Raw genomic sequence first — 26,511 nt, forward strand, 5'->3', positions numbered from 1 at the left:
ATGGTGAATTGTGAAATTGATGGTAATCTTATACGTAATTCATCTCATCGAATACGATAAGTCTCTTCTTCTCATATTCTTTTATCATTCTGTTTTTTTCAATCTGCTCAGCCTTAGCTTCGCCTCTGGCTATAGCATTATTCTCAACAACAAAGTCAAGGAACTTGTGATACTTCTCTTTATCCTTGATTATCTCCTGCATGTTGTTGATAGTATAGATGCAGTTCTCTCCGCGGCTCTTAAACTGGAATGTACAGTCAAAGATAACGTCGTCAAAGAGCTTTATCATCATCTTCTTAGGTCCCTTTGAAATAGCCAGGTTAACGCATGCATAGTTGAAGTTCTTTACACGAACCTTGCTCTCACCTTCTCCGAGTACAGTTGCATCATAGTTAAGAAGCACTCTCGGATAGATTCTCTTCTGGAATGTAGGAGGATCGAGTCTCTTCTTGGTATTGAGCAGGATATCGTCGTAACTTCCGCTGTCTTTGATGATCTCAGACGGAAGAGGCGGGATTCTGTTAAATACAAGGTTGAGCCAATCATTGTAGCTATCCTTGTAATCAATGATCTCCATAGCATAGCGCCATGTGTTCTTGTGTCTCTTTACATAAACAAGCTTTGTAAGAACATTGGTATCGCAATTCTCCCAATTAAGACTTACAGGAACCATAGCTTCTTCGTTGATATAATATGGCTTGTCGAACTGAACCGAAAGACCTTCTTCTGAAATATCAACTGTAGTACCCTGGATCTCTTCACCGTCAACAGTAAATGTACAAGGAACTTCCAAAGGAATTCTCTCTGTTCTTCTGTACGCAACACGTCCGTCAATAAACAGAACAGCCATGACCATATAGTACAGGTTCATGATCATCCAGAATAAAACTACTCCCGGACCAAACGATGAACTGTCGAAAATTACAGCTACACATCTGAATATACCAAACAACGAAAGTGCTATAAGAAGCAGGAACGGGATCATATAGAGCTCGTAGTGCTGCTTGCCACTGAGCTGACTCTTTGCCGTAACCTTAAACTTCTTAAGAGTAATTCCGAAAGTCTCTAAAACTATGGGAAGAAGCATATAAGGGAACATGATAGTCTCATATATGCCCGTCCACTTATTAGAGCGGACGTTCCCTGAGAGCTGGCTCAAAGCCAGATTTGAAGTCAGGTACATCGGAAGCCAGAATGCCAATACCTGCGGCAGGGTACATTTGAATATTGTAAATCCGAAAACAGCGTACAAGATAGGTGATATCATGTATACAAGTCTTTTAACCGGTGAATACCAATACCAAATTGATGCCCAGTAATTCATTTTTTGAGAAAGAGAAAGATCTTTTGCAGTGTATATGTGCATCTTTCTTCCTGTTGCAATAACACCTCGTCCCCAGCGGATACGCTGCTGGATAAGGTTAGGAATATCTGTGGGCGAAAGACCTGAAGCCAAAGGATCGCTTGTTCCAAGGCAGACAAAGCCTGCTCTCTGAATCAGGATACCTGTAGCAAAGTCCTCTGTAATAGCCTCTGTATAAAAACCTCCAATGCTCTCAAGAGCTTCCCTAGCAATAATAGTATTTGAGCCACCATAAATAACACTGTTACTCTTAGTTCTGGCAGCCTGAATATCCTTATAGAAATAATCCTGTTCGTTAGGAATCCTGTTTTCTGAGAAAAGATTAAACTGGAACAGGTCAGGATTGTAAAAGTTCTGAGGAGACTGGATAAAGCCGATCTTTACCTTATCTTCCTCACTCTTTCCTTCATTCTTCATCTCCGCATCAACAAGATACGGTACGAGCTGCATAAGGAACCTCTTCTGAGGTATCATGTCAGCATCGAATGTAACAACGTAAGGAGATGTGGAGTTTGCAAGAGCGTGGTTAAGGTTACCCGCCTTCGCACCAATATTATTGGCACGCTTTAGATAGTTTACGCCCATCTTCTTGGCAAGCTCTTCCATCTCGGGTCTTCTGTTATCATCGCACAGATAGATATGCACCTTACTCTTATCGGGATAATCCATATTTTTGCAGCCATTAATGGTCTTGTATAAAAGCTCCGGTTCCTCACTGTATGTAGAGATATAAACATCTATGTGAGGAAATCTGTCCTTCGGCACATCGGGAACTTTATAATCATGCGATGTATGCATGTTCATAAAGTGAATGAGAGCCTCTACCATACCAAGCACTTCAAAAACAAGGAGAATAACGCCGCATACTACCGACAACGCACCTGCTCTGAACGGAATTGTAAAAAATATTCTCCAGACCAGATACAGCACAGAAAAAAATGTGTTTATCCAAAAGCAAATCTTAATTTTCATATTAGTTATCTCCGCGGAAGAATTTGAAAGCTTCTTCGTCGATGTTATGAGGATAGTATTCGACTATAAGATAATCGTATCTTTCCCCACTCTCATACTGTTTCTTAATGTACTCACCTACATTCATGTCGTCCATCTTTTCCAAAGCCCATATAGCATCAAGTTTGCTACACATAGGTGCCATGAAAGGAATTACAGGTCCAAAATATGAATCTCTTATCATGAGTACACTTGGTCCGTCAGGATTATCAAAATTCTCAATATTTTCAAGGTTTGTAACCTGATCAAGATAAAGTGAATACTGTGAATCCTCATAATAATCAATATCCGGCTCAAGAACATCCATATCCAAAAGAGTCTCCGAATATGTACCTTCCAAAGTCTCCTCATCATCCATTATGTAAGTTCTCTTATAATGACCGTCAAAATTAGGAAGAAGAGCTGTAAAATCTTCAAGTCCGGAATATGCTATTCCGGTATCTCTTCCCATTGATCCAAGCATATGACCTTCATATTTCTTTACAGTATATGCCTTGTCTGACAAATAAAATCCTGTAGGATCAAAATTTGCACCATATCTGTCATTGAGCTCATCGATCATTACCTTTGTAGCCTCGAATGCTGCCGGAACGGTCCAATGGTGATCGGTCTTAAAGAATGCCTGCTCATAAGGAATATCCTTACTTGGAATAACCTCTCCGAGATTGATACTCGGAACACCGAGTCTGTTGAGATATATCATCATCTCATATGTATCCTCAGTGGGATTATTTACCGGCAACCCCATTTCAAAGTCAGAGTACTTTCTGTTGTACTTCGAAGGAGTCATAACAAAGAGCACCTTTGTTCCGTACTTCTCCACATAATTCTGAAGCCTCTTTACTCTGAGCGCGCACTCAAAAATTTTCTTTTCATCATCACGATAAAATGCTGCGTAATGAAGAAATCCATTATTGTCTTTGACAAATTCAAAAGAATTAAATTCTTTTTTACCCAAAGTCTTCTGTGTAAGACCATAGGCTTCAACAAAATGTCTCTTACCGACAATCTCATCCTGCATGACCTCTTCAAACTCAGAGGGCAATTTGTCGGGTTCATTCAAATGTTTGTTTGCTTCTTTGATAAAAGCATCTTTATTCAAGTAAATATTTACGGCACTAAACGAAAACATTGCCAGCAGGAAAACTACCGCAAATATTCTTTTTTTAACAAAATATTTCATAACGGCGCCTTCCCTTAAAAGTTAAAGTAAATAAACGGATTGTAGTTTCCGATAACAAGATAACTCACGCAAATTATAATCATCCCAAGCATAAGAACCGGATATGCTATCGAGTATACCTTGTGCCAAACTGAACCCTCATGTTCATGGAACCACTTGTTCATCATAGGTATAACCGGTATTGAGAAAATAATTCCTAAAATGAATACCGGCAAATACTCCTTAAACATCATAAACGCTGTTGCACTCAATATACCATTGTTATTGGCTCCGAACATATTAAGGTAAAAACGTCCTGCCTGATAAATATCATCAGCTCTGAAGATTACCCACTGGAAATTAACTATAAGCAAAGTATATGCATGCTTTAAAAATGTGTTATGAACACGGTTGTCAAAATCCAAAAGTCTCTCAAGAAGCTGTAATACAAAGAAGAACATTCCCCAAATAATAAATGTCCAGTTCGCACCGTGCCAGATACCTGTAAGGAGCCATACAATTGCAAGGTTTCTTACCATAGTATCTCTGTTTGCAACTCTGTTTCCTCCGAGAGGAATATATACATACTCTCTGAACCAGTCAGTCAAAGAGATATGCCAGCGCTTCCAGAACTCTGAAACAGATCCGGCAATATATGGATAATTGAAGTTCTCTTTAAACTTAAATCCAAAGCAAAGTCCAAGTCCTATCGCCATATCTGAATATGCAGAGAAGTCGTAATAGAGCTGCAATGAGTATGCGATTGATCCAAGCCAAGCAAGTGTAGCAGGAACAGGAAGCTTATCGGTACCGATACGGGACCAGTTAAATACATTGTCTGCGATCGTACCGAAACTGTTGGCAATTATGATTTTCTTTCCTACTCCGACTGCAAAACGTGAAAGTCCAAGCGCAATCTTATCTATACTGCTCTTTCTGTCTCTGATCTGCTCTGCAATAGTATTGTACTGTACAATAGGTCCAGCAATGAGCTGAGGAAAAAATGCAATATAAAGTCCTACATAAAAAGGATTCTCTGCCTTTGTCACACCCCTGTACACGTCAACGACATATGACAATGCCTGGAATGTGAAAAATGAGATTCCGATAGGAAGTGCAATCTTCAAATCAGGCAACAGTCCCTTGAAACCACTGTTAATTATTCCAAATACAAATCCAAGGTATTTGAAGAAAAAGAGCACCGCAATATTTCCAACTATCGAAGTGATGAGCAATCCCTTCTTAACCTTGCTATCTTCAACTTTCTCAATAATGATCGCAATTATACTGTTGAACAGTATGGATCCGATCATAAGAAATACGTAAACAGGCTCTCCCCATGCATAGAACAAAAGACTGGCTAATAATAGCCATATATTCTGTGCCATCCTAGAAAAAGAGAGCAAATAATATCCCAGAAACACAATTGGGAAGAAATATACCAAAAATGGTATGCTGGAAAATAACATTCTTTACCCCTTTCTCTGAATCAGATATGACGGAATTATAAGTAACAACAAAGCTGCAATAAGCAAGAGTTCTCTAATACCCTCAACCGATGTGTCATATTCGGCACTATCAAGAATATATCCGAGGTCAACCTGTATTACCTTGCCGTGCTTCTGTATGAAATTCTTGATGACATATATCTCATCCATATAGTCATCCGTAAATCTCGATAATGTCACACCGTCTTTTTCATATGATGCAAGATGATAATTACCTGAATTATCATCTGTAGGATCTAGATAATCATCGGCCCATCTGTACCACTCTCTCACCTGTGCAGACTTGAGGTACGCGGTTGTCTCATCTATAACATCAAATAAGTGTTCCTCAGAAAGGTGATACTGGCGAAGATATGCAAATCGACTCTTCAACTGCTTCATGAACTTCTTATCATTACATATCTGTGTATAAATATCTCGTGTATGGAACGCAAGATCTTCAAGATCCATCTCAACAGTAGGGTTATTATTCATCGCCTGGTCATAGTCCCATACAGGTCCGATCTTAAGCTTTTCACCCGAGTTCTTATACATGTATGTTGAATGTTTACCGGCGTCATAGTTTCCAAAAAACTCATTTATCAGGAAATAATCCGCAAATGACTGTGTATCAATATATTGATCGTATGTTCTGAATATTGAATAATCATCCGAATATATGACTTTTTCCATTTTTGAAAAATCTTTTTCAATGTACTCTTTGGTCGCATCAGTAAGCTTAGACTGAGACGGATACTTAAGACCGATCCAGTTATCAAATTGCTTATTAGTGCCTTCAACTTTTCCTGAAAGTCTGCCATATGTATCAAGCATTACATCCGAAGATGTTTTTCTGTCTCTTCTTACGATATAGCTTGAATACACGTTTTTGGGCTTATACTTGTCAAGTTTAACTCTTTCATCTCCTCTTGAGATTGTCTCCATAAAAAGATATACGCCCTGATACGTATAAACACCGTTCTTTTCCATAAGGACTTCACAGAATCTGCTGTCGGGAGCCATGCTGTTGCCATCAATCTCAGATGCAATCCTGTAAGCAAGATAGTTTCTTATCATGCTCTTATCAGCCATACTTCCGTTGAGAACCCACTCAGATCCCTTACCCATTCCAAGGATATCTGAATTATTCTCTTCTCCGCCTGCCAAAACGGTCTTTATCTTATACTGTTTTTTATCGTATCCGATTGAAGAATGTCCCTTCATCTTGATACGTATCTGACTGTTAAATGAAACGGGGGTTGAGAGATTATTGTCTCCTGTTCCGCCGTCAATTACCTTGATGTTTCCCGTTACATAGGGATCATCACCCGAAAGGATCTCCTGGCCATCTCTGTATTTCTTATACTGAGGCATTTCTTTATCAACTGAAATTACAACTATCGGAAGGTTTGTATGGAAACCAGCTTTTACTTTATATTCGTTGTTAACATAAAGAAGCGGATCTTCAGTTGATGAATCGGGAGTAAGCTCTGCATATGTTCCGGAATTTCTTTCCTTCAAGCTTTCATCCGAACTAAAAATGCTCAAAACTCCCATAACCACAATTACAAGAAGAAAAAGGGCAATAAGAACCTTTCTTTCACTAAAATGAATTTTCTTACGCATTTAGTAGCCCCATTCACTCTTTATAATTACTGGTTAATCTCTTCGTCCTGTCTTACAAGACTAACTGACTTGATTCCTACTTTTGCAGAGAAATTAGGAACAAATGAACCGTTAGCCTTCTCACGCTTCTTAAGGATTGTCTCTGAAATTTCATAGATAAGCTCTGCTACATTCTTATCTTTGTTGACATTCTGAAGCTTCATGACAGCTTTTCCGGCAAAGAAAGATGCAATTTCCTTGTCAAGATCGTCTACCTTGTCAGCCTCTGCCTTCATAACGATCATAATTCTCTCGTTGTCTCTTACAACACCAAAAAGTACAAGGAATACGAAAATGATGAATGTTCCGATTCCTGCCATGATATAGTCTGATACACCACAAGTAATACCAATTGCTATTGCCCAGAAAATATAAGCTGTGTCTCTGGGATCCTTGATGGCTGTTCTGAAACGAACGATTGATAACGCACCAACCATACCAAGTGACAAAGCAATGTTATTGCCGATTACATTCATAACAAGTGTTGTTACAAGTGCAAGCATAACAAGGGATACATTGAATTTACGACTGTAAACTGCTCCTGAATGAGATACTCTGTATGAGATGTATATCATAAGACTCAAAATACATGCTGCTACAAAGTTAAGAATTACATTCTGAATTGATAAACTTCCTGCTTTGTCCAATAGTCCTGTGTAAAGATACTCTTTCATTTTTTTACTCTCTCTTTCTCTTTCTCGTTTTTCCTTTTATTTTGCAAATGATCTTGAACGACCATATTTACTGTTTGATACTCTGGGCTTGTCTACAATATCAAGTGTTTGCTTAATATATGAGAATAGGAACCCATTGTATTTAACTTCCATTGTTGTTTCCGAAGGATCGGCAACTCTGTATGACTCAATGTCATCTTTGAAGAACTGTGAAGGATCTTCCAACGCTCTAAGATTCATATCGAACGTTATTCTTATATCATTGAATTCGTTCATAAAAGCCATTCTGTCATATTCAACGATACACTTAGGAACATATCCCTTCGTATTCATAAAAGTATAAAGTCCGTGAGCTAAATGCTCAGGTCTCTCCAATAAGAAAGTATAGTCCCCATCTATCATACTCTCCGCCTCTTCGAGACTTAGACTAAGCGATCTTTTTCTCTGGAAATCGCCCTCTTTAGCTTTAAGCTCAAGCTTAATTATATTGGTCTGGCCGTCGTAGATCCTCATTCTGATCTTCTGTCTCTTATCGAGTCCGTCCAGCTTCTCCATATAATCGTTATCATGGAATGTATCAAAGTAAAGCGATCTTATTGTATAACCGCCACCATCCCTGTTATGCGGATCGGCGTCCATGATCTTCTCAAGTTTACTCTTATAAATGTATATCTCATCCGTACCAATGATATACTTTAGTTCTTTTCTACTTACATCAAGCATATTCACCTCCCGTAATATATATCATCATAGGTGCGGAACTGAATATCCTCGCTCTTTGAAAATATCTGCATAAGATAGCCAAGAGCCGCAAATACCGCAGCGATGCAAGCATCTACGACCATGTCGTTATATACGTTCATGTACATAACTCCAAACATCACTCCTGCTCCTATAATTGGTGCAATCACGCGGAAAATCCGCTTCGTTCCTGTTTTCTTGCCGTTATTCTTTTCGCGTTTCTTCTTTTCAATCATTGATAACAAGCCCAAGAAAATGCTCATTACGATAAAGACGAAAAAAACAAGCAAGAACATTTTAAGTGTCGGACTTGGAACAAGCGGTTCCAATACGATCATTCCTCCGGCCATAAGTCCGGTCGCAATAAGAATAGAAGCAATCACCTTAAAACAACGGTGTCCCCAAAGACACATACATATCGAAAACAGTATCGATACGATGATTGCCAGGAAGAGGATCGAATCTTTAGTAAAATAAAGATCATAGTCCACTTTTGGTAATTCAAAAATCAGTTTTTCTTTCGTAAACATTAACAAATACCACCGTTTTCACAATTTAAACACATTCTTACCACACAACGTTCACAAGTATACATCATTTTTATCCGTTTTGGTAGACTTTTTTTGAAAAAATTAATTTTTTTATAATTTCTTATTAAGTCAGCCTTTACATCACACCCTTCCTTTCAGGATATATGCGGAACCAATAATAATTAAAAAAAAAATTTAATTACTTTGTTGACACCCATAATCAATTATGTTATAACTGTACTAACATTACTAGTACACGATTATTTCGGAGGTTTAAATATATGAATAAAAAATTTTTTGCAATTTTGGTTGCAGTAACATTAGCTTTTTCGCTTATGGCATGTCAGTCGTCGGAAGAATCATCCGAGTCAGGCACAAATATAGAGAATACCGCGTCCCCTTCGGATGCCACCCCTTCACTAGATACGGGTTCTTCATTCTCTGTTGGCGATGATTTATCATCACTTTCAGATGCCGCATCTACAGGGTCCTCTCTTTCTTCATCATGTGGCATCATTACTGACGCAAAAACGGGGAACATTGGTATTTCAGCTATCCTATCTACCGGCACTGACATTGCCATAACTTACTAAACAGACGTCTCACTCTAGGGGTGATCAAACGACTCTGTATATATACTTTTAACCACCCATCTTGAGATTATCCCGATCAGGTTACCTCCTTCTGCTGATACGATAATCCCAAGATGGGATATAACCCAAACACATTTCTACGCACTGCGTATTACATATATATTTAGGACAGAACTATGGAGATTATGGAAAACAAGAACTATCTAAATGAACTAACATCCAATACAGACATTGATCCGGAATCTCTCGACATTCTTAAAATAGTGATCGTATACGGAACACTCTTCTGTGTTGGTGCTTACAATATAATCAATGCAATCTCAAATATATTTTTATCACTTCCTTTCGATTTCAGCGTAAAGCCCGGCAATGCAGCAATGACCAAATGGGCTGTTTTTGATATAGTTGAGATTCTACTGCACCTTTTAGTCGCAGCTCTATGCTTAATTGCCTTCAAAGCAGTTACAAAAAATGCAAAAAACCTCGAAACACTGGTCACTGCACCATTTGCTTTTGAATTTTTCGGGTACACGATTAAATCCGTTATGTACAGAGAATTTTTTTGCACAATGTATAAAATGCGTTGGCAGAACATATTATTTATCATAACAACCCTCGCAATGATCTCTGCCAACCTCATTTATCTAAAGAGAGAAAGCATATATGAAATGATAAAAAAACTTAATTGAAAAGTAATAAAAAAAAGAAACAGCCCGGATTATTTTCAGTCCGAGCTGTTTCTTTTATGTATGCATAATCTTGCCTTGTTTAGCCGGATGCTACCATGTTATCAGCATTCTGTATAGCCTGAAGACGCACTTCAATAGGAACCGTTCCTTCACCTTCCAAAACTTCTCCTGTCTGAATCGTATTTATCGCCTCTGCGGTACGCTCAATTTCCCTGCTTTCCGCCTCATCTTCAATTATTTCACGAGTGTTTTCTTTGGCACTTTCAAGCCTTGCTTCCCTTGCCGCGTCTCTCGCTTCAATCTCGGAATTATACTCAATCTGGGATACATCTCCTCTTAAGTACATCTGCTGAAGCTGAGCATCTGTGTAGCCGGCATAGGCACTTGAGCCCGCCTGTGCTATCTTTTCCTGATTCTTTCTGTCAACAAGGCCGGGATTGGTCTCTTCAATAGTCTGCCTCTTGGCATTTTCGGCAGCTTCCTTTGCAAGTTTTTCCCTCTCACCTTTATCGGAAAGGTCTATCTTGCTTCTCTTCTGCTCCTGTTTGGGAGCTTCCTCTGCTTTTACATCAGGCTTAGGAATTTTCGCTTTTTCCCGCTCCGGTTTAAGCGCTTCCTCAGCTTTTTGTTTAAGCTCCTCAGCACGCGTTGTTTCCTTATCCTGCTTTTTCTCAGGAAGATCGATGTTAGGAACAACTTCTTTTTCCCGCCTGTCATTTACTGCTTTATTTGCATCGTAAATGGCTGCGGAATTTTCTTTGTCATCCGCTTTAAGGTCTGACTTATCATTCTTTACACGAACTGTATCACCATCACCGGATTTCGCTATTATAGGTCCATACTCCGATGTTTTAACCTCTTCAGCCTTAGCAAGCGCTTCTTTCGCTATACCTTGCGCCTTCTCATCGGGATTCCTATTCTGAGTATCAATGCTCTTTGCATCTGCCGTTTTCTGGAGTTCAATACCACGTGTATTTACGGATGAATTATGCGAATTAGATATCTGACTATTAATACTTAAATCTGCCATAGTACCTCCTTCACTTTGCACCGGTACATCACCTCAAATAACCGTGCAAAGATTTCATCCTGTTTTGCAACCTCATTGTACTTCACTCTGACGAAAATAGAAAGATATATTCACGATATTTAATAGCCTTTTTATAAAATTTTTGATTGCATCCATAGCGGAGCGTTTTTTTATTTGATAGGAATTTCCTCGTATCAAATAAAAAAAGACCGTAACACTATATTTAGTGCTACAGCCTTTGATTGGTCCACATTACTGGGCATCATCTTTTTTATCCATGATCATATCAACTCGGCCCGCATACTTGACCTTATAGATCCTTCTAAGTGACTCGTTGATCCTGTCTTCAGATATAGTTCCGGCCTCGACAGCCTTCTTAACGCCTTCATATGCCTTTTTAAAATCTTCGGGAAGATAAATCATATCGGCACCTGCTTTAATTGCCGCAACTGCCGCTTCATCTGCAGAATAGAACTTTGTTATCGCAGATGTATTAAGTGCATCCGTTAGTATGATACCGTCAAATCCAAGGTGATTACGAAGCTGGTCTGTAACCATCTTCTCAGAAAGGCATGCAGGTGTATCATCTCCGTCTACGTTAGGATAAGATGCTCCCGTAACCATGATCGCATTTACAGAATCGTTCTTTACAGCTTCCTCAAATACCTTATACTCAGAAGATTCAAGATCGGTCACACTCTTCTCCACTTCAGTCTTTCCACGTGACGTATCAGCCTTAGCAGGGAACGCGTTAAGGCATGAAGTCATTCCTGCGTCTTTAAGCCCCGATGAAAAAGATACTGCAATATCCTTAACCTTATTAAAGTCCTTTTCTTCTTTATCACTGCTTGATGAATCAAGCACAGGAGAAATATTGAAGTTAAATCCATACTTATACATGGCACTTCCGATTGCTTTCGCATTATCGCGTGCAGAATCGGAATCAGTAACATCTGTTACGCCATCAATTCCGAGATTTGAAGAGATTGCTCCGTTCTTACTTCCATCTTCAGCAACCAAAGTAAACACAGGATACTTACTCATAGAAGAAGTAGTATCCAGCATTTCTGTTATCTGCTCTTCATTTTTGATATTTTTTGAAAAATAAGCCATTCCGCCAACGGCATAATTCATAAGAGCTTCCTGTGTTCCGCTCCCTGCCTTGACGGCTGTAGACACTCCCGTAAGCTGTTCGGGAGTAACGATAAAGAGTCCCGCAACCCTATCTTCCAAACTCATCCCCTCGATAATCGTATCAATACTGTCATCAAGAAGATCATCATACGACATCTCCTGCGTCTGCGCCGTGTCTCCTCCAAATGCCTCAGGGCTTTCGATAACCACTCCCTCCGAGCTCATTTCGGCAGCCGCAACAAGATCTCCTCCTCCGTTTGGTTTAACAAACTTAAATACTCTATTTAGGGAATATACCGTTATGAAAACCAGGGCAGTTGTAACTGCCATTACTCCTGCCAAAATTAAATAAGCAATCCTCTGGTTTCGCCTTCTTCTCTGTCTCCTCTCAAGTCTTCTTTGATCTAAAACTTGCTCATCCATTTCACTCATATCCCCATTATTCATTTATTCTTCCCCATTATTTTAACACATAAATATGCATAATCAAAGGGCAGAAGCTTCATCTTTTACATGCTTCTGCCCTATACCGAGTACCCTTCTGAACTAAAATTCTCCATGTCCAATGGACCGTCCTCCAATTTCCCAGCTACAATCTTTCCATTCATTTTCGCATTCAGATGCTGTGGTTGCAAGATATTGATATTGTCATAACCACTAATCATGTACCGGAAGAGCTGAACTTAAAATAAATCCTAAACAATACCTAATTACTTAGTTCAAAATATTTTGGTGGTCTGTACCATCCTTTCCCTGAATATTTTAATTACCTATCCCTTTGGACCGTACCTCCTATTCTTTCTCCCTGCTCTTTCCATCTAAAGAACTCTCAGGAGAAGTATTCTTTATATTAATTCCCTTTTCTTTATCTGCCTTTATTATATTTATAAGCCTTTAATTTGTCAAGACATTTTATATTTTTTCTTTATTTATTTTGATATTTTATTTATAATTGTAAAATATTCTGTGTATATTCTAAATTGTATGTACATTACAAACAATTATGCATATTCATTTCCGGACAAAAAAGTCCCAGTAACAAAGCTGATTATAAAAGAAAAAATTGTCACACATTTAAAATGCGGACAATTTTTCCATAAAATAATTTACGATATTTTATTTTGTTTTTTGACAATATGGCCAAAAACTCTACTGTTCTTCCCAGAACGGGATTTTGAGTCTGACAATAGAATTGTCTTTTAAGTAGAAGCCGTCGCCGAGTTCTGTCTTCTTCCTGAACGGCTTACCCTGCACCATAGTAATCTCTAAAGCCTTTGAGTTCGCAAGATCGTCAAAGAAAAGCATATGGCGTGTTTCTTTAACCCTCTTGAGCATATCAGGTGCGCTGTAAGGAATTGCCTCGTTTTCTATGCCTCCGATTATGATACCGACACGCATATTTTTATATTTACCTATCATGTTTCTGTAAGCTGCCATTACAGTAGGATTTGATTGAAGCTCTTCAACAATGGAAGTCTGATTAATTATGATAAGAATCAGCTTGCTTTTTGCAATGATGTCTTCATTTCCGGCCGCAAGCTCATCATACCTTCTCTTAAGTTCCTCTTCTGCTTCTTTAAATGTTTCTACTGCAACTTCAGAACTTAAGCTGTAATGCGAAACGTTCGGCAGATTTTCAAGGCACGCAAGGCGCTTATCAATTCCGTCAAAGATATGAACCTCAGACCTGTCGCGGTACATGACGTTCAGCATACGGACAACATATTTGATAAAGCTGTGTCTGCCTCTTCCTTCCTTACCACTGATACCGAGAACACCGATATTTGCAAGATTAATGATAAACGGATCAACCGTAGCATAATCAAGACCGATGATAATATCAAATGTTCTGCGCACAGTTTTCGCATAATCACGCACAACCTCTTTTGCAGTAAGAAGTGAAGGAATTACAGGAATCTTCTTGGCTGCGTTATTATCTCTGCCGTTTATCTCTTCGATATAAGCCCTTATTGCCATAACTCTGTCGATTTCCTTCTCACCTTCAAATGCAAGATAAGTCTGGCAATCCATGTATTTCTTGTTGACTTCGATAAGACATCTTCCCTTGATGTCCTCGATACGCTCCCTGCAATGTTCAAACAACGAACTGTATTCATTAGTATCATTACAGAACATCGCTATTCTACATGAGAAGTTGCTGAGATACTTATATCCCATGCCCTGAGTCTGCGTATTTGCAATAACAACGCTTATACCTACGGCAAGGCCTTCACGACAAAGCCCCAGAAGTTCATCATTGTCATTAAAATACATCTCACGTAAAGCGGTAAGATTATCTACCATCAGTATAATCTGCGGCAAATCCGTCTTTCCGGCTTCTCTGTATGCTGAAAAAGAACTTACACCGACAGAAAGGAGTTTCTCTTTTCTTGCATCAAGCTCTGCATACAGGAGTTTAAGAAGATTTTTAAGCTTCTCATCCTCTGAAGATGTTACGACACCTCCTACATGCTTTAAGCCTTCGAAGTTTCTAAGTACCATTGAAGCAAAGTCTATGATAAAGATGTTTACTTCATCCGAAGTATACTTCGTTGTAACGTTTCTTATAAGAGTCTGCAAAAGATTAGTCTTTCCTACCTGAGTAGAACCGATGATCATAAGATTCTCTTTTGTAAGATTAACGGAGTGAACTCCCTGATACTGATTATCGGGATCATCAAAGATACCGATTTCGCAAATTATATCGGTATCTTTATTCTGATGAAAGGCGATCTCAGACGGGAAGTTAATAACTTCAGCCAAAGGCGGCAGGCAGATATCCTGAAGTTTTGCGATATTTTTTTCCTCGCAATAATTCTTAACTCTGGCAACTATTGCCTCAAGCTGGTTTTGCTCACCTTTTGACTTCTCACCCTTCTGACTGTATAAAACAGCTCTCCTTCCCGAAAGGTCAACGCTGCTTATTTCAAATTTACGTCTGTTCTCCGTACTACTTACAACAGCAGGATCTCCGCTGTATGCCGACTGGAACAGCTCGAATATCTCGTTATTTCCGACCTGCAGATATGCTCTACCCGGCTCTCTGATCTCAGCAGCAAGAGGTGACTTAATTACCTCGTTACTATCCTGCTTGTCCTGAACCTTAAGACAAAGCTTGAACTTTGAGTTTGACCAGATCTGATCGTTTACGACACCTGCCGGCTTCTGCGTTGCAAGAATAAGGTGCACACCGAGGCTTCGGCCGATTCTGGCTGCACTTATCAACTCTTTCATAAATTCAGGCTGCTCGCTCTTAAGTTCCGCAAACTCATCAACAATAAGAATCAGATGAGGAAGCGGCACTTTAGCCGTCCCCTTCTTAAAGAGACTGATATAATCATCAATTTTGTTTACATTCATCTCAGCAAACAAGGTCTGTCTCCTTAAAAGTTCAGCCTTAATTGAACGAAGCGACCTATCGATCTGCTTTCCGTCGATATTTGTGATTGCTCCGTTAAGGTGAGGAAGTTCTTTAAACTGGTTAGCCATACCACCACCCTTAAAGTCGATGATGATAAATCCAACCTCATACGGATGAAATAATGTAGCCATTGACAAAATATATGTCTGTATAATTTCTGATTTACCCGAGCCTGTAGTACCTGCGACAAGTCCGTGCGGACCGTGATATTTCTCGTGAATATCAAGATAAACCGTTTCACCGTCACTACGAACACCAAGCGGCGCAGCCATGCTCTTATAAATCTGCGAGCTGTTCCATCTCTCCTCAAGATCAAGGTCATATGCGTTCATTATTCCCAGCAGCTTGTACAGCGAAATATGCTTGGTAAGTGTCTCTTCAAGACTCATCTCATCGATATACACGCATGAAAGTCTAAGCGCAAGATTCTGCACATCCGCCCTGTTTGTGTGCGGATATTCAAACGCCTGAATCTTCTTACCGTCTTCAACATCCTGAATATATCCTTTGTGCTCTCCGCTTTCAAGGAATACAATCTGCGAACAGTTCATATCAAGAAGCTCTGTCTGCTCTTCCCAGAAAAGGAAAACAAATCCAAGCTTAGACGCATTCTCGACATAATCCATTACGGGATGCTTACGGATTTTTTCCGAACGGTATACAAAAATGACATAAAAGGGAAGTTGCCCTATAACCTCATCACTTAACTGCTCTCTTGCCGACAATTCATTGTACAAAAATTCGAGCGCACGCTTAGCACTGTCATCATCATACATGAAGTATCTCATGCCACCGTTATTCGAGGACATATTTTTAAACCATCTTGCCCAGGAAAAATCAGGTACATCGTGCTCGCCTATGATAAGGAACATCTTTACTTCCTTAAAGAAATACTCGCCAGCTATAGTAACCATCATGTTTTTCATGAGCTGGTAAAGTTTTGTTCTCTCAGCGACAAAACCAACCGCGTTAGCTTCGCGCAGATGAAGCACAACAGGCATGCCGTCAATATATTCATACTTGTCATGCACTTTTTCGGGAATATCCATCATATCATCGTCAATATCGATGTATTCCTGCTTCTTGAACTCAACCTGCTGTCTCGATGCAACAGAACCCGTTCCGATCCAGACATCAAGAAAGTCCTCTTCTTCCCTGCTGTGTGAAAAAAGATTTCCGTCGAACTGCCTGATTGAATTCATGGTATCGTCAACAGAACGATTCATCTTGAGCATGATCGTCTTTTCATCCGCACGCTCCTTCTGAATATCCTTCTCTTTTCTCGCTATATAATCCTTGTAGTATTTGATTCTGTCTTCTGCGTTCTTGGCATTCTTTTTCTTTTCATAAAAATAATTGATAACCGCAGTTACGCCTGTTACAAGTCCCATCGCAGCAAACATAAGTACGTAGGACATATTACTCTTCATCACAAGAGCACGCACCCCGACCATAACACTGAGCATCAATATGGTAGGAAGCAGAACAAGCCAGATGCTCTTTTTATCAGGATTCGGCTTAGACTTCGGAGGTAAAACCTCAATTGCCTTATCCGGAATCTTGTAGTGCTGACGCACACTACGCGTATATTGTGGATAGTGGAAATGAATATTATTTGATTCAATCATCTGCGCCTGAAGTCTCGTATCGATTCCAAGCGAATCAGATGTATAAAGAAGGTCATCACATAGATAAAAGATATGACCGTATATTCCAATAAAATCCTTATTTTTAACAGGAATATTCAAGCCTTTTTGAAGAACGCCGTTTATGGTTACACCATATAAAAGACCGCTTCCGTCTACTATAAAACCGTCTCCGGTCCTTGTGAGCGTTACCTTGCCGTCTTTAATCTCTCTGTCAAAAAAACGTATGATACAATCAGGTGCACCGCCGATTGTGATCATCGACTGTTCCCTTAAATTAATTACGAAATTATAGTTGTCCTGAACAACTCCAAAATCAGCATCAAATTCAATGTTAAGAAGTTCTTTGCCGCCATTTGCATCAAATGTGTAAAGAACATTACCAATCTCAAGATATCCGACATCCGACATTGCCTGTCCGAAAGCAACTGTACCATCTGATGTTATCTCAAGTTTCCCCTCATTGTTTCTGACTGAAATAATAAAATCCCGTCCAAAATCATCTGACAAAAGCTGCACCTGACAGTTACGCCCCGTTCCAATTGTCAGACCTGTAAATTTATCTTCAACAACAATTTCCTTATAGATTCTGCTGTTGAATATCGTAATTTTATAGTTCATGTACTTTTATCCCTCAAAAATGACCACTGAGCCGTCTCGCAGGCCCAAATCTGACAGGACTACCTCCCCTTTAATAAGTGCTATCGGATTCTCCGCTCTCATATAACACTTAGCCTGATCATCCATATCAATGTTCAGCTTAAAACTGTTTTTCAACCCGTATATAAGCTCATTTGCAGTAATATCATCCGGTACTTCGATATCAAACTCCTGTCGCTGCTTTACATTCTTAAATCTAATAATTAATTTATTTTCCATAATCTGCCCTTTTATCTCTTATAAATAAATTCTTCATTAGAAAGCTTCAAACAGTCACCGTCTCTAAGTTCCTGCCTCTGGCCTGAAATAAGCTTAATATCATTTAAGAATGTTCCGTTCTTGGAATGATTGTCTTCAATATAAACTCTTCCGGCAGAAATCGATATGATCGCATGCTGGCGGCTGATCGTATTGTTGTCCCTTATGCAGAAATCGCAGTGAAGATCATCCTTACCGATGCTGAAGTTTGCCTTCGAAATCGCAATGCTCTCTCCGTTCTTCTTTCTCTCAAGATGTCCGCCATCAAGTCTCTGTGAAGGCGTAGCCATATTCATGCCGGTCATTGAATTGTCAAATCCGCCACCTGCTCCCAAAACAGTCGTATCTCCGGAAGTATTTCCAAAGAGATCCTGCTGAGGTGTTGTAGCCTGAACCACAACCTGCGGATTGGCTCCCGCAATCGAAATATCCCCGTTCCGGCTCTCCTTCTTATTCTTAGAATTCTTTATAATGTAGATTACAACTACAGCTATAAGTGCAACTATTACTACACCCAAAACAATTATCACAGGGATTATCCAGCCGGGAAGCGCCGGAGCAATATCTTCTTCCGGGTCTACGCTCGTTACCGCTACTGTTGAAGCAGAATTATTATTGTCATTTTCTTTTTCTTTTGCTTCCGCATCTGCCTTCAGTTTTTCAATACTTATACTGTCAAACTTTATTCCCATTCCGCTGAGCACTTTAACGATTGAATTAGAACTTACGGAATAGCAATAATTTCCCTCGCTTCTAAGGGTATTCATGCCGACAAGATAACCTTCTTTACTTACAAGAGGTCCACCGACACTGTTACGTCCTATCTGAACAGTATGCTCAATAAGCTGAACATCATTATTGTCTTTAACTATATTAACTACCTGACCGTTTGTTTTATTTACTCTCTCATTTGAGTAATATGCTTCGTTTTTCTGAAATACTATCTCGTCAGGGAAACCAAGAACGAATGCGTTTGTAAGATCTACAGTGCCATCGTTGTATGCTTCCTTATCGTTTTGTTCGGAATAAAGGAAAAACATCGGTGTTCTGTTATATAAGGTCTGCGAGAGTTTGAATACAGCCATATCAAGATTTCCGCTGCTATTTACCAAAGTAACGGGCTCAGTCACATCATTTTCAATTACAACATCATATGAAAACTTAGACCTTTCTCTTTCCATGTCATCCTTAGAAACTTTGAATGTAGCAAGTATTTTGTCTTTTTCCGCATCAGTCATGGTCATCTGGGTAAGACTTGTTATAACATACTCGCCCTTCTCCGCATCACCTATAAGGATTCCGGGGCCTCCCTTAACAATGTGATGTGCATTGTCATCGCTTACATATACATAGTTAATCTGAACAACGCCGTTTACGGCTCTTTCCATTCCCTCCTGCTGTGAAAGATCATCTATGGGATTGTCATCTTCCGAATCCTCGGCCGTTGCATCATCAGTCACTGAAATACCTGTAGCTGCTCCGTCTTCAAAAGTGGCATCGGTTAAAGCCGAATCTGAAGGAATCTCAGCTAAAGAAGCTTCCTCCACTGCTTCATCATTCTCTTTTGCCATTACAAACGTATTTGACTGTGCAACCATAGTCATTATCATCAAAGAAGTAACAGCTCCCTTAAGTATTCTCTTATTCATCGACATAATAGGTGTCCTCCCAATTTTACTGAGTATTTTATATTTTCTGTCTATCAACGTTATAATCTTTAACATTGTCTATATACCTATTACGATTCCTGAAATATTATCAGATTCGCCTCTAGCCTTAACTAATTCTGTCATTTTCTTAATTCCGTCCTTTTTTGAGACATATTCCTTGATCTCATCGTTTAAAAGAAGCCTCCAAAGCCCGTCAGAACAAAGAAGAAAGCTTGTCCTCTTCTCAAGTGGCCCTTTATAAAATTCCGGATATACATTATCAGATGCGCCGATACATTGCAATAGAATATTTTTCTGCGAGCTTACTGCTGCCTCCTGCGGTGTCATCCTTCCCATGTCTATCTGTTGCTGTACATAGCTGTGATCATGCGATATCTGTATGATTTCCTTCCTATTGATCTTATATATTCTGGAATCACCAACGCTCATAGCAAAAAATTCATCACCGAGAAAAATTATTGCTGCAGCGGTTGTTCCAAGTTGAAAGCCTCTTTCTCTTCCGTACTGTTTAAGTCCCTCATTCATCTGACGTGAAATCATTTCCCACTCGTTCTGAATAAGCCCGTAAATGTAATTTTTGCTATTTCTATAGGCTGCAAGTTCTTCTGTCTCTGCATTAATTGACACCTCAGCCTCTCTTGACAGTATAGACGGAAATTCGTTTTGAAACCACTGTCCCATTCTGTTTATGAATGCTGCGCTTGCAACTTCTCCCTGAGACAAGCCACCCATTCCGTCACATAAACACGCAAAGCATACCTTTCCCATTTTTTCGGTCCGGGCATGCTTCACCAGCAGAGCATCCTGATTAACTTTCTTCCTGTTTCCAATATCTGAATTTACATCAACCGAATACTTCAATTCATTCCCCTCATCTTGTTACTACTGCTCAACAGCAACCCCACCGAGGTACTTAAGCATATTTCTTTCTATCAAAAAAGATCTTAATTCGCTGTAATTCTTACACTTATTTGAAACTGTGATCTTAGAATCACCTATCTGAATGATAATCGGAGCATTTGGGTTGCTTCCGTCCGAATTGATATAGATTCTATCAGTCTCACTCCAATTAATAAATGCTTTCTTCGTAAATGCCTTATAAAGAATACCCGATTCATCAACCTCAATTCTGGTAAAACATAGTCTTATTGCATTAAAGAAGTTGACAACTGCAGTAATAAACAACATCTTGGCAAATGTTCTCGTAGATCCTATATGAATATCAAAAACAGCGCTTGCAACTAATACTGCTATAGCTACAACTGCTACTAATGCACTTTCCCTAATTGAATACTTTATTTTTATCTTCTCGTTCATAATAACCTCAACATATTATACTGCCAATTCCCTTTGTATCAGGCATTACTCTCCGTAGAACTCAGACAGCTTCTCAATAAACTCTGTTCTGCTCTCGTCTTCAAATCCGCGGAACAACACCCTTTCAATGTCCTTATGCATGAACATAAACTGTGATTCTCCACCGAGATTTCCTTCCGGATAAAGAACTCCTATATAATCATATTCCTGCTTAGTCTCTAGATTCTGCTGCTTCACTCCAAAGATCATAAGCGGATGCTTTGAATCCCTGAGCCATATTACACTTCCGATTGGTAATAAATCTTTTACTTTAACGTCCATTTTATTTTTCTCCTCATAATTCATTCAAAAAAACATACTAATTCCCAATAGAATTATCATTGATATAGTCACTATAAGCATATCCTTTACCACTTTTTCTTATCCAAAAAAGCTCTTGAAACCTATAATAATACATATAATCGAGAACGCAATCATAATTTTGGGAAATAATCCCTTACTTCCTTTAAGAATTTCAATAAGCATCGTTCCAAAAAGAATTACGCTTAACCCCGGCATAAAACGCGATACAACATCTATATGCATGTTAGGATCTTGTGAAATCCAAATTCCTGCCAACACTACATCTATTGCGACTAAGAGCCAAATAATAATTTGCTTTATTCTTGAAAAACTCAACTTTCCATTTTCGCCTGACAATGCCTTATACTCAAAGCATTCATACACTCCGTCTTTTACCATCCTACATGTAAATGTGCCATCAACCTCTCTATCAGGCATATTACCTGAAAAAGCAATTATTCCTCTGTCAAATTCACAATAGTTCTTTACGGTCGGCATATATAAATACTCAAAATCTTTTACAATTTTGTATTCATCAGCTTTTAATAAAAAAGTCTCTATCTTATTTTGGCTATTCTTCTTATCAGCAACGTAATGGAGCAATGAACAAAAAAAGAATACCAAAAGCAATACCAACAATGCAAAAGTACCTCCTTCATTCCACCTGCTTCCGGAAAAGATACCCGAATCGTAATTCATTTTTACATAGAAATGAGCAAACAGCCCTAAAATAAGTGCACCACATGATAAAAATAATTGTACCTTAACAATATTTTTATAATAATTTTTAAGCGGAATAACATGAAGCAAAAAAGCAAACATTGCTACTATAAATTCCCACGCTATTATCATTGAAACAGTTACTAAAACCATTATCATCCTCCATCACTAGTAGTAAAACAAAACTATTTTAATTCAGCATGATCACACAAAAAGTCTGCCAAATTTTCTCCAGCATCTTTTCCTGTAAAATACTTGAAAGCTTCATTAACTCCCCAAACTGCAACTGCACTCGCAGCTGTAACAGCAATAGCAGGAGCTGAAAGTCCCAGCAATGCTGCAGCTCCACCTATTACAAAGCCTGCAGCAGCATTACTTGCAATTCCAAGACCTATATCAGCGGCCGTCTCAATTAGTGTTTCCGCAGCCACTCTTCCATTTGACATTTTCATGCCAGACTGACTTGCCAACTTCTGTTCTGCAACATTATCTGACCAATTAAAAGCAGCATCAATAACCGCGCCCGCCCATTTTACTCCGGCCTTTACATTTTTTAATTTCGCTGCATCTTTAGCTTTTATACCTGCCTCAGCTACATCATCTGCATTTTCTATTGCAGCCTCACCGGCTTTTTTTACATTAGTAAATTTATAAGAATCAATATCTTTTTTAAAAGAACGTTTCATTATTTCGAAGCCACTTACATTTACTAAATCATCGCCTTCTTCCGAAATTGATTCAATAAAACTCTTTTTAAAATCGGGGAGCAGCGTGCCATTTGCTTTTCTTAAATCTCCACCGTAAAGCAATGTTCCTGCCCAAGTTACAGTAGCAGTCCCAATATCTTTTGTAAGCTTAAGCCCGGCTTTCCTCTTGGCACTGTCATCCTTTGCAGTTGCAATATTATATACACCAACGCCGGTTTTTCCTCCAAATCCTAAAGACTTAACAACTCCCTGAACAAGACCTTTTATATCAGCATCTGAGGCAGAAACATGTCCGAGAACCTGCTTTTGTGCATCAGGATGCAGTTCTTTAAGAACCGCAGCGAAAGCCTCCGCTTCATTTGCAGATAATTTGTCAATTCTGTTGTTATATATATCGTTTAAAACATCAAGATTATATGCGCCGTTTTCATCTTTCCAACTTTTTTTAAACTCATCTACAATAGAAACATTATTGTATAACTTTTCAAATCCGGTCTTCCATGAGTCATCAAGCTCAAAAGTGCCTGTTGTCACATTAAAATCTTTAGATAAAGACTTTATTCCCTCCTTGATGACACCATCTCTATATGACTTGCTTTCTTTAAACAAATTTTTCGTTGCATTGTTTATCTCATCAAACTTCCTTTCACGAGATTCCCAAAACTCTTTCTCTCTTCGATAGCTATCGGCAGCCTGTTTATGACAACGATATTCATGTCTCCAATAATGCTTTTCTTCCGGCGAAACTCCATGTGATCTACTTTCACACTCATCAGCTGCTTCACGCTCTCTACGCTCGTTTTCTGCTGCCCGTCTTTTACTTGGCAGGATTACTCTTCCGTCCAAAACAGCCCCTTCTCTAAGGAAGGATTTAAGAGTTCCATTGTCTAAAATGTCTTTATCATTTGCTAATTCTATTGCACTAATAAGTGTTACAATTCTGTCGCAATATTCATAAAAACTATCTGCTGTCTCTCCCGTGCATCCAACCTCATTAGCTGCTTTATATACATTGCTTATACCATTTAATCTTGCATTACTGTCTGATAATGCACTTATTGATTCATCACACTGAATATTCAGTTGATTCATATCTAGGAAATCACTCTCTAACATTTTTCACTCCTCTGTTCCGATATTATTTACTATATACTGCACATTAGACCACAGCCTTTTTATGGAGTTGTCCCGTTTGTATTACTTGGCATTTCAGGCACATATTTTAACGATGCAGCATGCTGAAAGGCTTTTTCATATATCTGTTGGAGCGTTCCCTCAGTTTCCATAAAGTGCTTTCTCATAATTGCAATGTTTGCACTTACTTGGGTTGTCATGCGCTGTTTTTCCATTCGAATCTCCTTTTCAAGATCAATCGCCTCATGAGCATTTGCATTAACAACTATCGTACTTTTAACGTCTTTTTTTCCCTCATTAAAATCTCTGCCCAAATAGCTCCCATTAGTAACAACAGATTTTCTGTAATTTTCAAGATTATCATAATCAAGTTTTATTTCCGGTATTTGACCTGCCATTTTCTCACTCTCCCTATATTTTATTTTTCATTATCCTTGTTCATTTCAACTTTGATATCCTGTTCTTTGTCATTCAGCTTCTGTAATGCTCCTCTTTCTTGCTGCTCCAGAACATCATAATACTCTTCCTGCTCATTTTTATGTCTTCTAAACAAAGAAAGACGTTCTTCGTAAATACTAACGAGTTCGCTCTCTCGATTTATATTAGGATCATCCAATTCACTGGATTCCTTTCCTATCCTGTAAACCAGTTCCTCGTTTTTATCTTCAAGCTCCCTTTTTAGTCCGGCATATCTGCTTTGCACTTCTTCTCTCTCAATCTGAATTGCATTAAGCTCCTTACGATAGTCACGCTTTTCTTTTTCCATATCCATTCCTCTCATCTACAATATTTAGCCACTGTATTAATTCAGTTCATTTACATATTCCATGAAAAATCACTAATCACCATTACTCCCCGTAGAACTCAGACAGCTTCTTAATAAACTCTGTTCTGCTCTCGTCTTCAAATCCGCGGAACAACACCCTTTCAATGTCCTTATGCATGAACATAAACTGTGATTCTCCACCGAGATTTCCTTCCGGATAAAGAACTCCTATATAATCATATTCCTGCTTAGTCTCAAGGTTCTGCTGCTTCACTCCAAAAATCATAAGCGGATGCTTTGAATCCCTGAGCCATATTACACTACCGATCGGCAGTAATTCTTTTACTTTAACGTCCATTTTAACCCCTAATTATTTAAAAAAAATAATAAATCCCATAATAATTAAAAAAATTGAAAAGCCCATCATAAGCTTTGCAAATATGCCTTTTGCGCCTTTATACAAATTAAATGCCGCAGCACCAAAAAGAGAAAAACTTAAGCTCTTAACAAGACGTGCAATAAAAACCATATTAAATCCAGGCATTTGAGATATCCACATTATAAATAAAGCAACATCTATTACCAATAAAATGAATAACGCACTAATACTTATTTGGCTTATGATTATTTTTTTATAATCATTAGTCAATACTTCATATGAGAGACATTCATATATTCCATCTTTCACCATTCTACATTTAAAAACACCGTCAACTTCATGCTCCGGCATTCTCCCAGTAAATATCATTATTCCTTTTCCAAATTCACAATATGCCTTTACGTTTGGCATATATATATAATCACCCATAGTAAAGTTAAATTCCTTCACTATTTTGTATTCATCAGCCATTAACCTAAACGTTTCTTCATTATACTTATCTTTCTTTTCAGAAAAAAATCGAAAGAAGGAACATACAAGACACAAACAATATCCAAAAACAAAAAGCCCCGCCAGCTCAGTATTCCACTTACTTTTACTAAAAACACCTGAGCTATAATTAGTTTTTAAATAAAAATAGACAAATACTCCAAGTAAAGTTGCAACTATCGATAAAGAAAGTTGTATCTTAGACATTTTTTCAGTATAGTTTTTCAATGGAATAACATGTAGTATAAAAGCAAACATTAACACTACCAGTTCGCATGCTATTATCGTCATTATAGTCACTAAAAACACTATTATTCTCCATAGAACTCAGACAACTTCTCTATAAACTCCGTTCTTCTCTCGTCTTCAAATCCGCGGAACAACACTCTTTCAATATCCTTATGCATGAACATAAACTGTGACTCTCCGCCAAGGTTTCCTTCAGGATAAAGAACTCCTATGTAATCATATTCCTGTTTAGTCTCAAGGTTCTGCTGCTTCACTCCAAAAATCATAAGCGGATGCTTTGAATCCCTGAGCCATATTACACTGCCGATTGGCAGTAGCTCTTTTACTTTAACGTCCATTTTATTATTCTCCAATCACACAAAAAAACATCTGATTCCCACTAAAACTATCAAAATCGAAAACATAAATAAAAATTTAGAAAATAGTCCCTTAACACCATAAAAAGTATTACAACAAAACGAACCCAAAAGAATATATGTTAATCCCTCAACTAATTTTGAAACACATGTATACTTTTTGGATAAAGCAATTACTGCCAATGCGAAATATATTGCAGTTGCAACTAAGAAAACAAGTTGCTTAATTTTCGATAAACTTATCTTTTTACCTTCATCAGATAATGGCTCAAACGAAATACATTCATATATCCCATCCCTCATCTCTCTACATGTAAA

The 26,511-nt window shown here is 38.5% G+C and carries 25 protein-coding genes; 1 reads left to right on the top strand and 24 read right to left on the bottom strand.

Going from position 1 to position 26,511, the window contains the following annotated elements:
- Nucleotides 1-28 precede the first annotated feature (28 nt).
- The 8 genes from G628_RS0112620 to G628_RS0112655 all read right to left on the bottom strand — a co-directional run bounded on the left by G628_RS0112620 (nt 29) and on the right by G628_RS0112655 (nt 9,216).
- Nucleotides 29-2,335: a glycosyltransferase gene (locus tag G628_RS0112620; RefSeq protein WP_051199199.1), complete on the bottom strand. Its 2,307-nt coding sequence runs from the start codon at nt 2,333-2,335 to the stop codon at nt 29-31.
- Nucleotide 2,336: 1 nt separating this feature from the next.
- Complete coding sequence (locus G628_RS0112625) at nt 2,337-3,557, bottom strand: DHHW family protein (RefSeq protein WP_026654396.1); 1,221 nt, start codon at nt 3,555-3,557, stop codon at nt 2,337-2,339.
- Between the two features lie 14 nt (nt 3,558-3,571).
- Nucleotides 3,572-4,924, bottom strand: a complete 1,353-nt coding sequence (locus tag G628_RS0112630; RefSeq protein WP_278246553.1) for an MBOAT family O-acyltransferase — start codon at nt 4,922-4,924, stop codon at nt 3,572-3,574.
- A gap of 84 nt (nt 4,925-5,008) precedes the next feature.
- Nucleotides 5,009-6,649 carry a CotH kinase family protein gene (locus G628_RS0112635; protein WP_026654394.1) on the bottom strand — a complete coding sequence of 547 codons (1,641 nt, stop codon included), beginning with the start codon at nt 6,647-6,649 and terminating at the stop codon, nt 5,009-5,011.
- 26 nt (nt 6,650-6,675) lie between these two features.
- On the bottom strand, nt 6,676-7,362 hold the full coding sequence (locus tag G628_RS0112640) for a DUF4956 domain-containing protein (RefSeq protein ID WP_026654393.1): 687 nt from the start codon (nt 7,360-7,362) through the stop codon (nt 6,676-6,678).
- A 36-nt stretch (nt 7,363-7,398) separates the two neighbouring features.
- Entirely contained in the window at nt 7,399-8,085 is a 687-nt protein-coding gene (locus G628_RS0112645) for a polyphosphate polymerase domain-containing protein (protein ID WP_034461916.1), read from the bottom strand.
- 2 nt (nt 8,086-8,087) lie between these two features.
- Nucleotides 8,088-8,633 (bottom strand): hypothetical protein, encoded by a 546-nt coding sequence (locus G628_RS0112650; RefSeq protein WP_027209288.1) that lies wholly within the window; start codon nt 8,631-8,633, stop codon nt 8,088-8,090.
- Nucleotides 8,634-8,976: 343 nt separating this feature from the next.
- Complete coding sequence (locus tag G628_RS0112655; protein WP_026654390.1) at nt 8,977-9,216, bottom strand: hypothetical protein; 240 nt, start codon at nt 9,214-9,216, stop codon at nt 8,977-8,979.
- A 186-nt stretch (nt 9,217-9,402) separates the two neighbouring features.
- Between G628_RS0112655 and G628_RS0112660 the strand changes: the two genes are divergently transcribed.
- Nucleotides 9,403-9,915: a hypothetical protein gene (locus G628_RS0112660; protein WP_026666963.1), complete on the top strand. Its 513-nt coding sequence runs from the start codon at nt 9,403-9,405 to the stop codon at nt 9,913-9,915.
- Between the two features lie 79 nt (nt 9,916-9,994).
- On the opposite strand, the gene G628_RS0112665 is transcribed toward G628_RS0112660, so the two are convergent.
- The 16 genes from G628_RS0112665 to G628_RS19060 form a co-directional block, all read right to left on the bottom strand.
- Nucleotides 9,995-10,945, bottom strand: coding sequence for a hypothetical protein (locus tag G628_RS0112665; protein WP_027209290.1), 951 nt, complete (start codon nt 10,943-10,945; stop codon nt 9,995-9,997).
- Nucleotides 10,946-11,197: 252 nt separating this feature from the next.
- Nucleotides 11,198-12,511 carry a glycoside hydrolase family 3 N-terminal domain-containing protein gene (locus G628_RS17445; RefSeq protein ID WP_196803763.1) on the bottom strand — a complete coding sequence of 438 codons (1,314 nt, stop codon included), beginning with the start codon at nt 12,509-12,511 and terminating at the stop codon, nt 11,198-11,200.
- A 717-nt stretch (nt 12,512-13,228) separates the two neighbouring features.
- Nucleotides 13,229-17,767: a type VII secretion protein EssC gene (gene essC, locus G628_RS0112675; protein ID WP_027209291.1), complete on the bottom strand. Its 4,539-nt coding sequence runs from the start codon at nt 17,765-17,767 to the stop codon at nt 13,229-13,231.
- Nucleotides 17,768-17,773: 6 nt separating this feature from the next.
- Nucleotides 17,774-18,025, bottom strand: coding sequence for an EsaB/YukD family protein (locus tag G628_RS0112680; protein WP_026654386.1), 252 nt, complete (start codon nt 18,023-18,025; stop codon nt 17,774-17,776).
- Between the two features lie 11 nt (nt 18,026-18,036).
- Nucleotides 18,037-19,719: an FHA domain-containing protein gene (locus G628_RS0112685; protein ID WP_026654385.1), complete on the bottom strand. Its 1,683-nt coding sequence runs from the start codon at nt 19,717-19,719 to the stop codon at nt 18,037-18,039.
- Between the two features lie 72 nt (nt 19,720-19,791).
- Entirely contained in the window at nt 19,792-20,595 is an 804-nt protein-coding gene (locus G628_RS0112690) for a PP2C family protein-serine/threonine phosphatase (RefSeq protein ID WP_027209292.1), read from the bottom strand.
- 21 nt (nt 20,596-20,616) lie between these two features.
- Entirely contained in the window at nt 20,617-21,051 is a 435-nt protein-coding gene (locus tag G628_RS0112695; RefSeq protein WP_027209293.1) for a hypothetical protein, read from the bottom strand.
- 45 nt (nt 21,052-21,096) lie between these two features.
- Nucleotides 21,097-21,372 (bottom strand): DUF4176 domain-containing protein, encoded by a 276-nt coding sequence (locus G628_RS0112700; RefSeq protein ID WP_026654375.1) that lies wholly within the window; start codon nt 21,370-21,372, stop codon nt 21,097-21,099.
- 99 nt (nt 21,373-21,471) lie between these two features.
- Complete coding sequence (locus tag G628_RS0112705; RefSeq protein ID WP_027209294.1) at nt 21,472-22,266, bottom strand: hypothetical protein; 795 nt, start codon at nt 22,264-22,266, stop codon at nt 21,472-21,474.
- A gap of 32 nt (nt 22,267-22,298) precedes the next feature.
- Nucleotides 22,299-23,936, bottom strand: coding sequence for a hypothetical protein (locus G628_RS0112710; protein WP_027209295.1), 1,638 nt, complete (start codon nt 23,934-23,936; stop codon nt 22,299-22,301).
- 59 nt (nt 23,937-23,995) lie between these two features.
- Entirely contained in the window at nt 23,996-24,352 is a 357-nt protein-coding gene (locus G628_RS0112715) for a TIGR04197 family type VII secretion effector (RefSeq protein ID WP_027209296.1), read from the bottom strand.
- 20 nt (nt 24,353-24,372) lie between these two features.
- Nucleotides 24,373-24,720: a hypothetical protein gene (locus G628_RS0112720; protein ID WP_027209297.1), complete on the bottom strand. Its 348-nt coding sequence runs from the start codon at nt 24,718-24,720 to the stop codon at nt 24,373-24,375.
- 82 nt (nt 24,721-24,802) lie between these two features.
- Nucleotides 24,803-25,078, bottom strand: a complete 276-nt coding sequence (locus G628_RS0112725) for a DUF4176 domain-containing protein (protein ID WP_026654378.1) — start codon at nt 25,076-25,078, stop codon at nt 24,803-24,805.
- Nucleotides 25,079-25,090: 12 nt separating this feature from the next.
- Nucleotides 25,091-25,846, bottom strand: coding sequence for a hypothetical protein (locus tag G628_RS0112730; RefSeq protein WP_196803764.1), 756 nt, complete (start codon nt 25,844-25,846; stop codon nt 25,091-25,093).
- A 53-nt stretch (nt 25,847-25,899) separates the two neighbouring features.
- On the bottom strand, nt 25,900-26,175 hold the full coding sequence (locus tag G628_RS0112735) for a DUF4176 domain-containing protein (RefSeq protein ID WP_027209299.1): 276 nt from the start codon (nt 26,173-26,175) through the stop codon (nt 25,900-25,902).
- Nucleotides 26,176-26,190: 15 nt separating this feature from the next.
- Nucleotides 26,191-26,511: hypothetical protein (locus tag G628_RS19060; protein WP_027209300.1), on the bottom strand; the 321-nt coding region annotated here is incomplete at its 5' end.

Source organism: Butyrivibrio hungatei NK4A153 (assembly GCF_000424465.1).
GTDB lineage: Bacteria > Bacillota > Clostridia > Lachnospirales > Lachnospiraceae > Butyrivibrio > Butyrivibrio hungatei_A.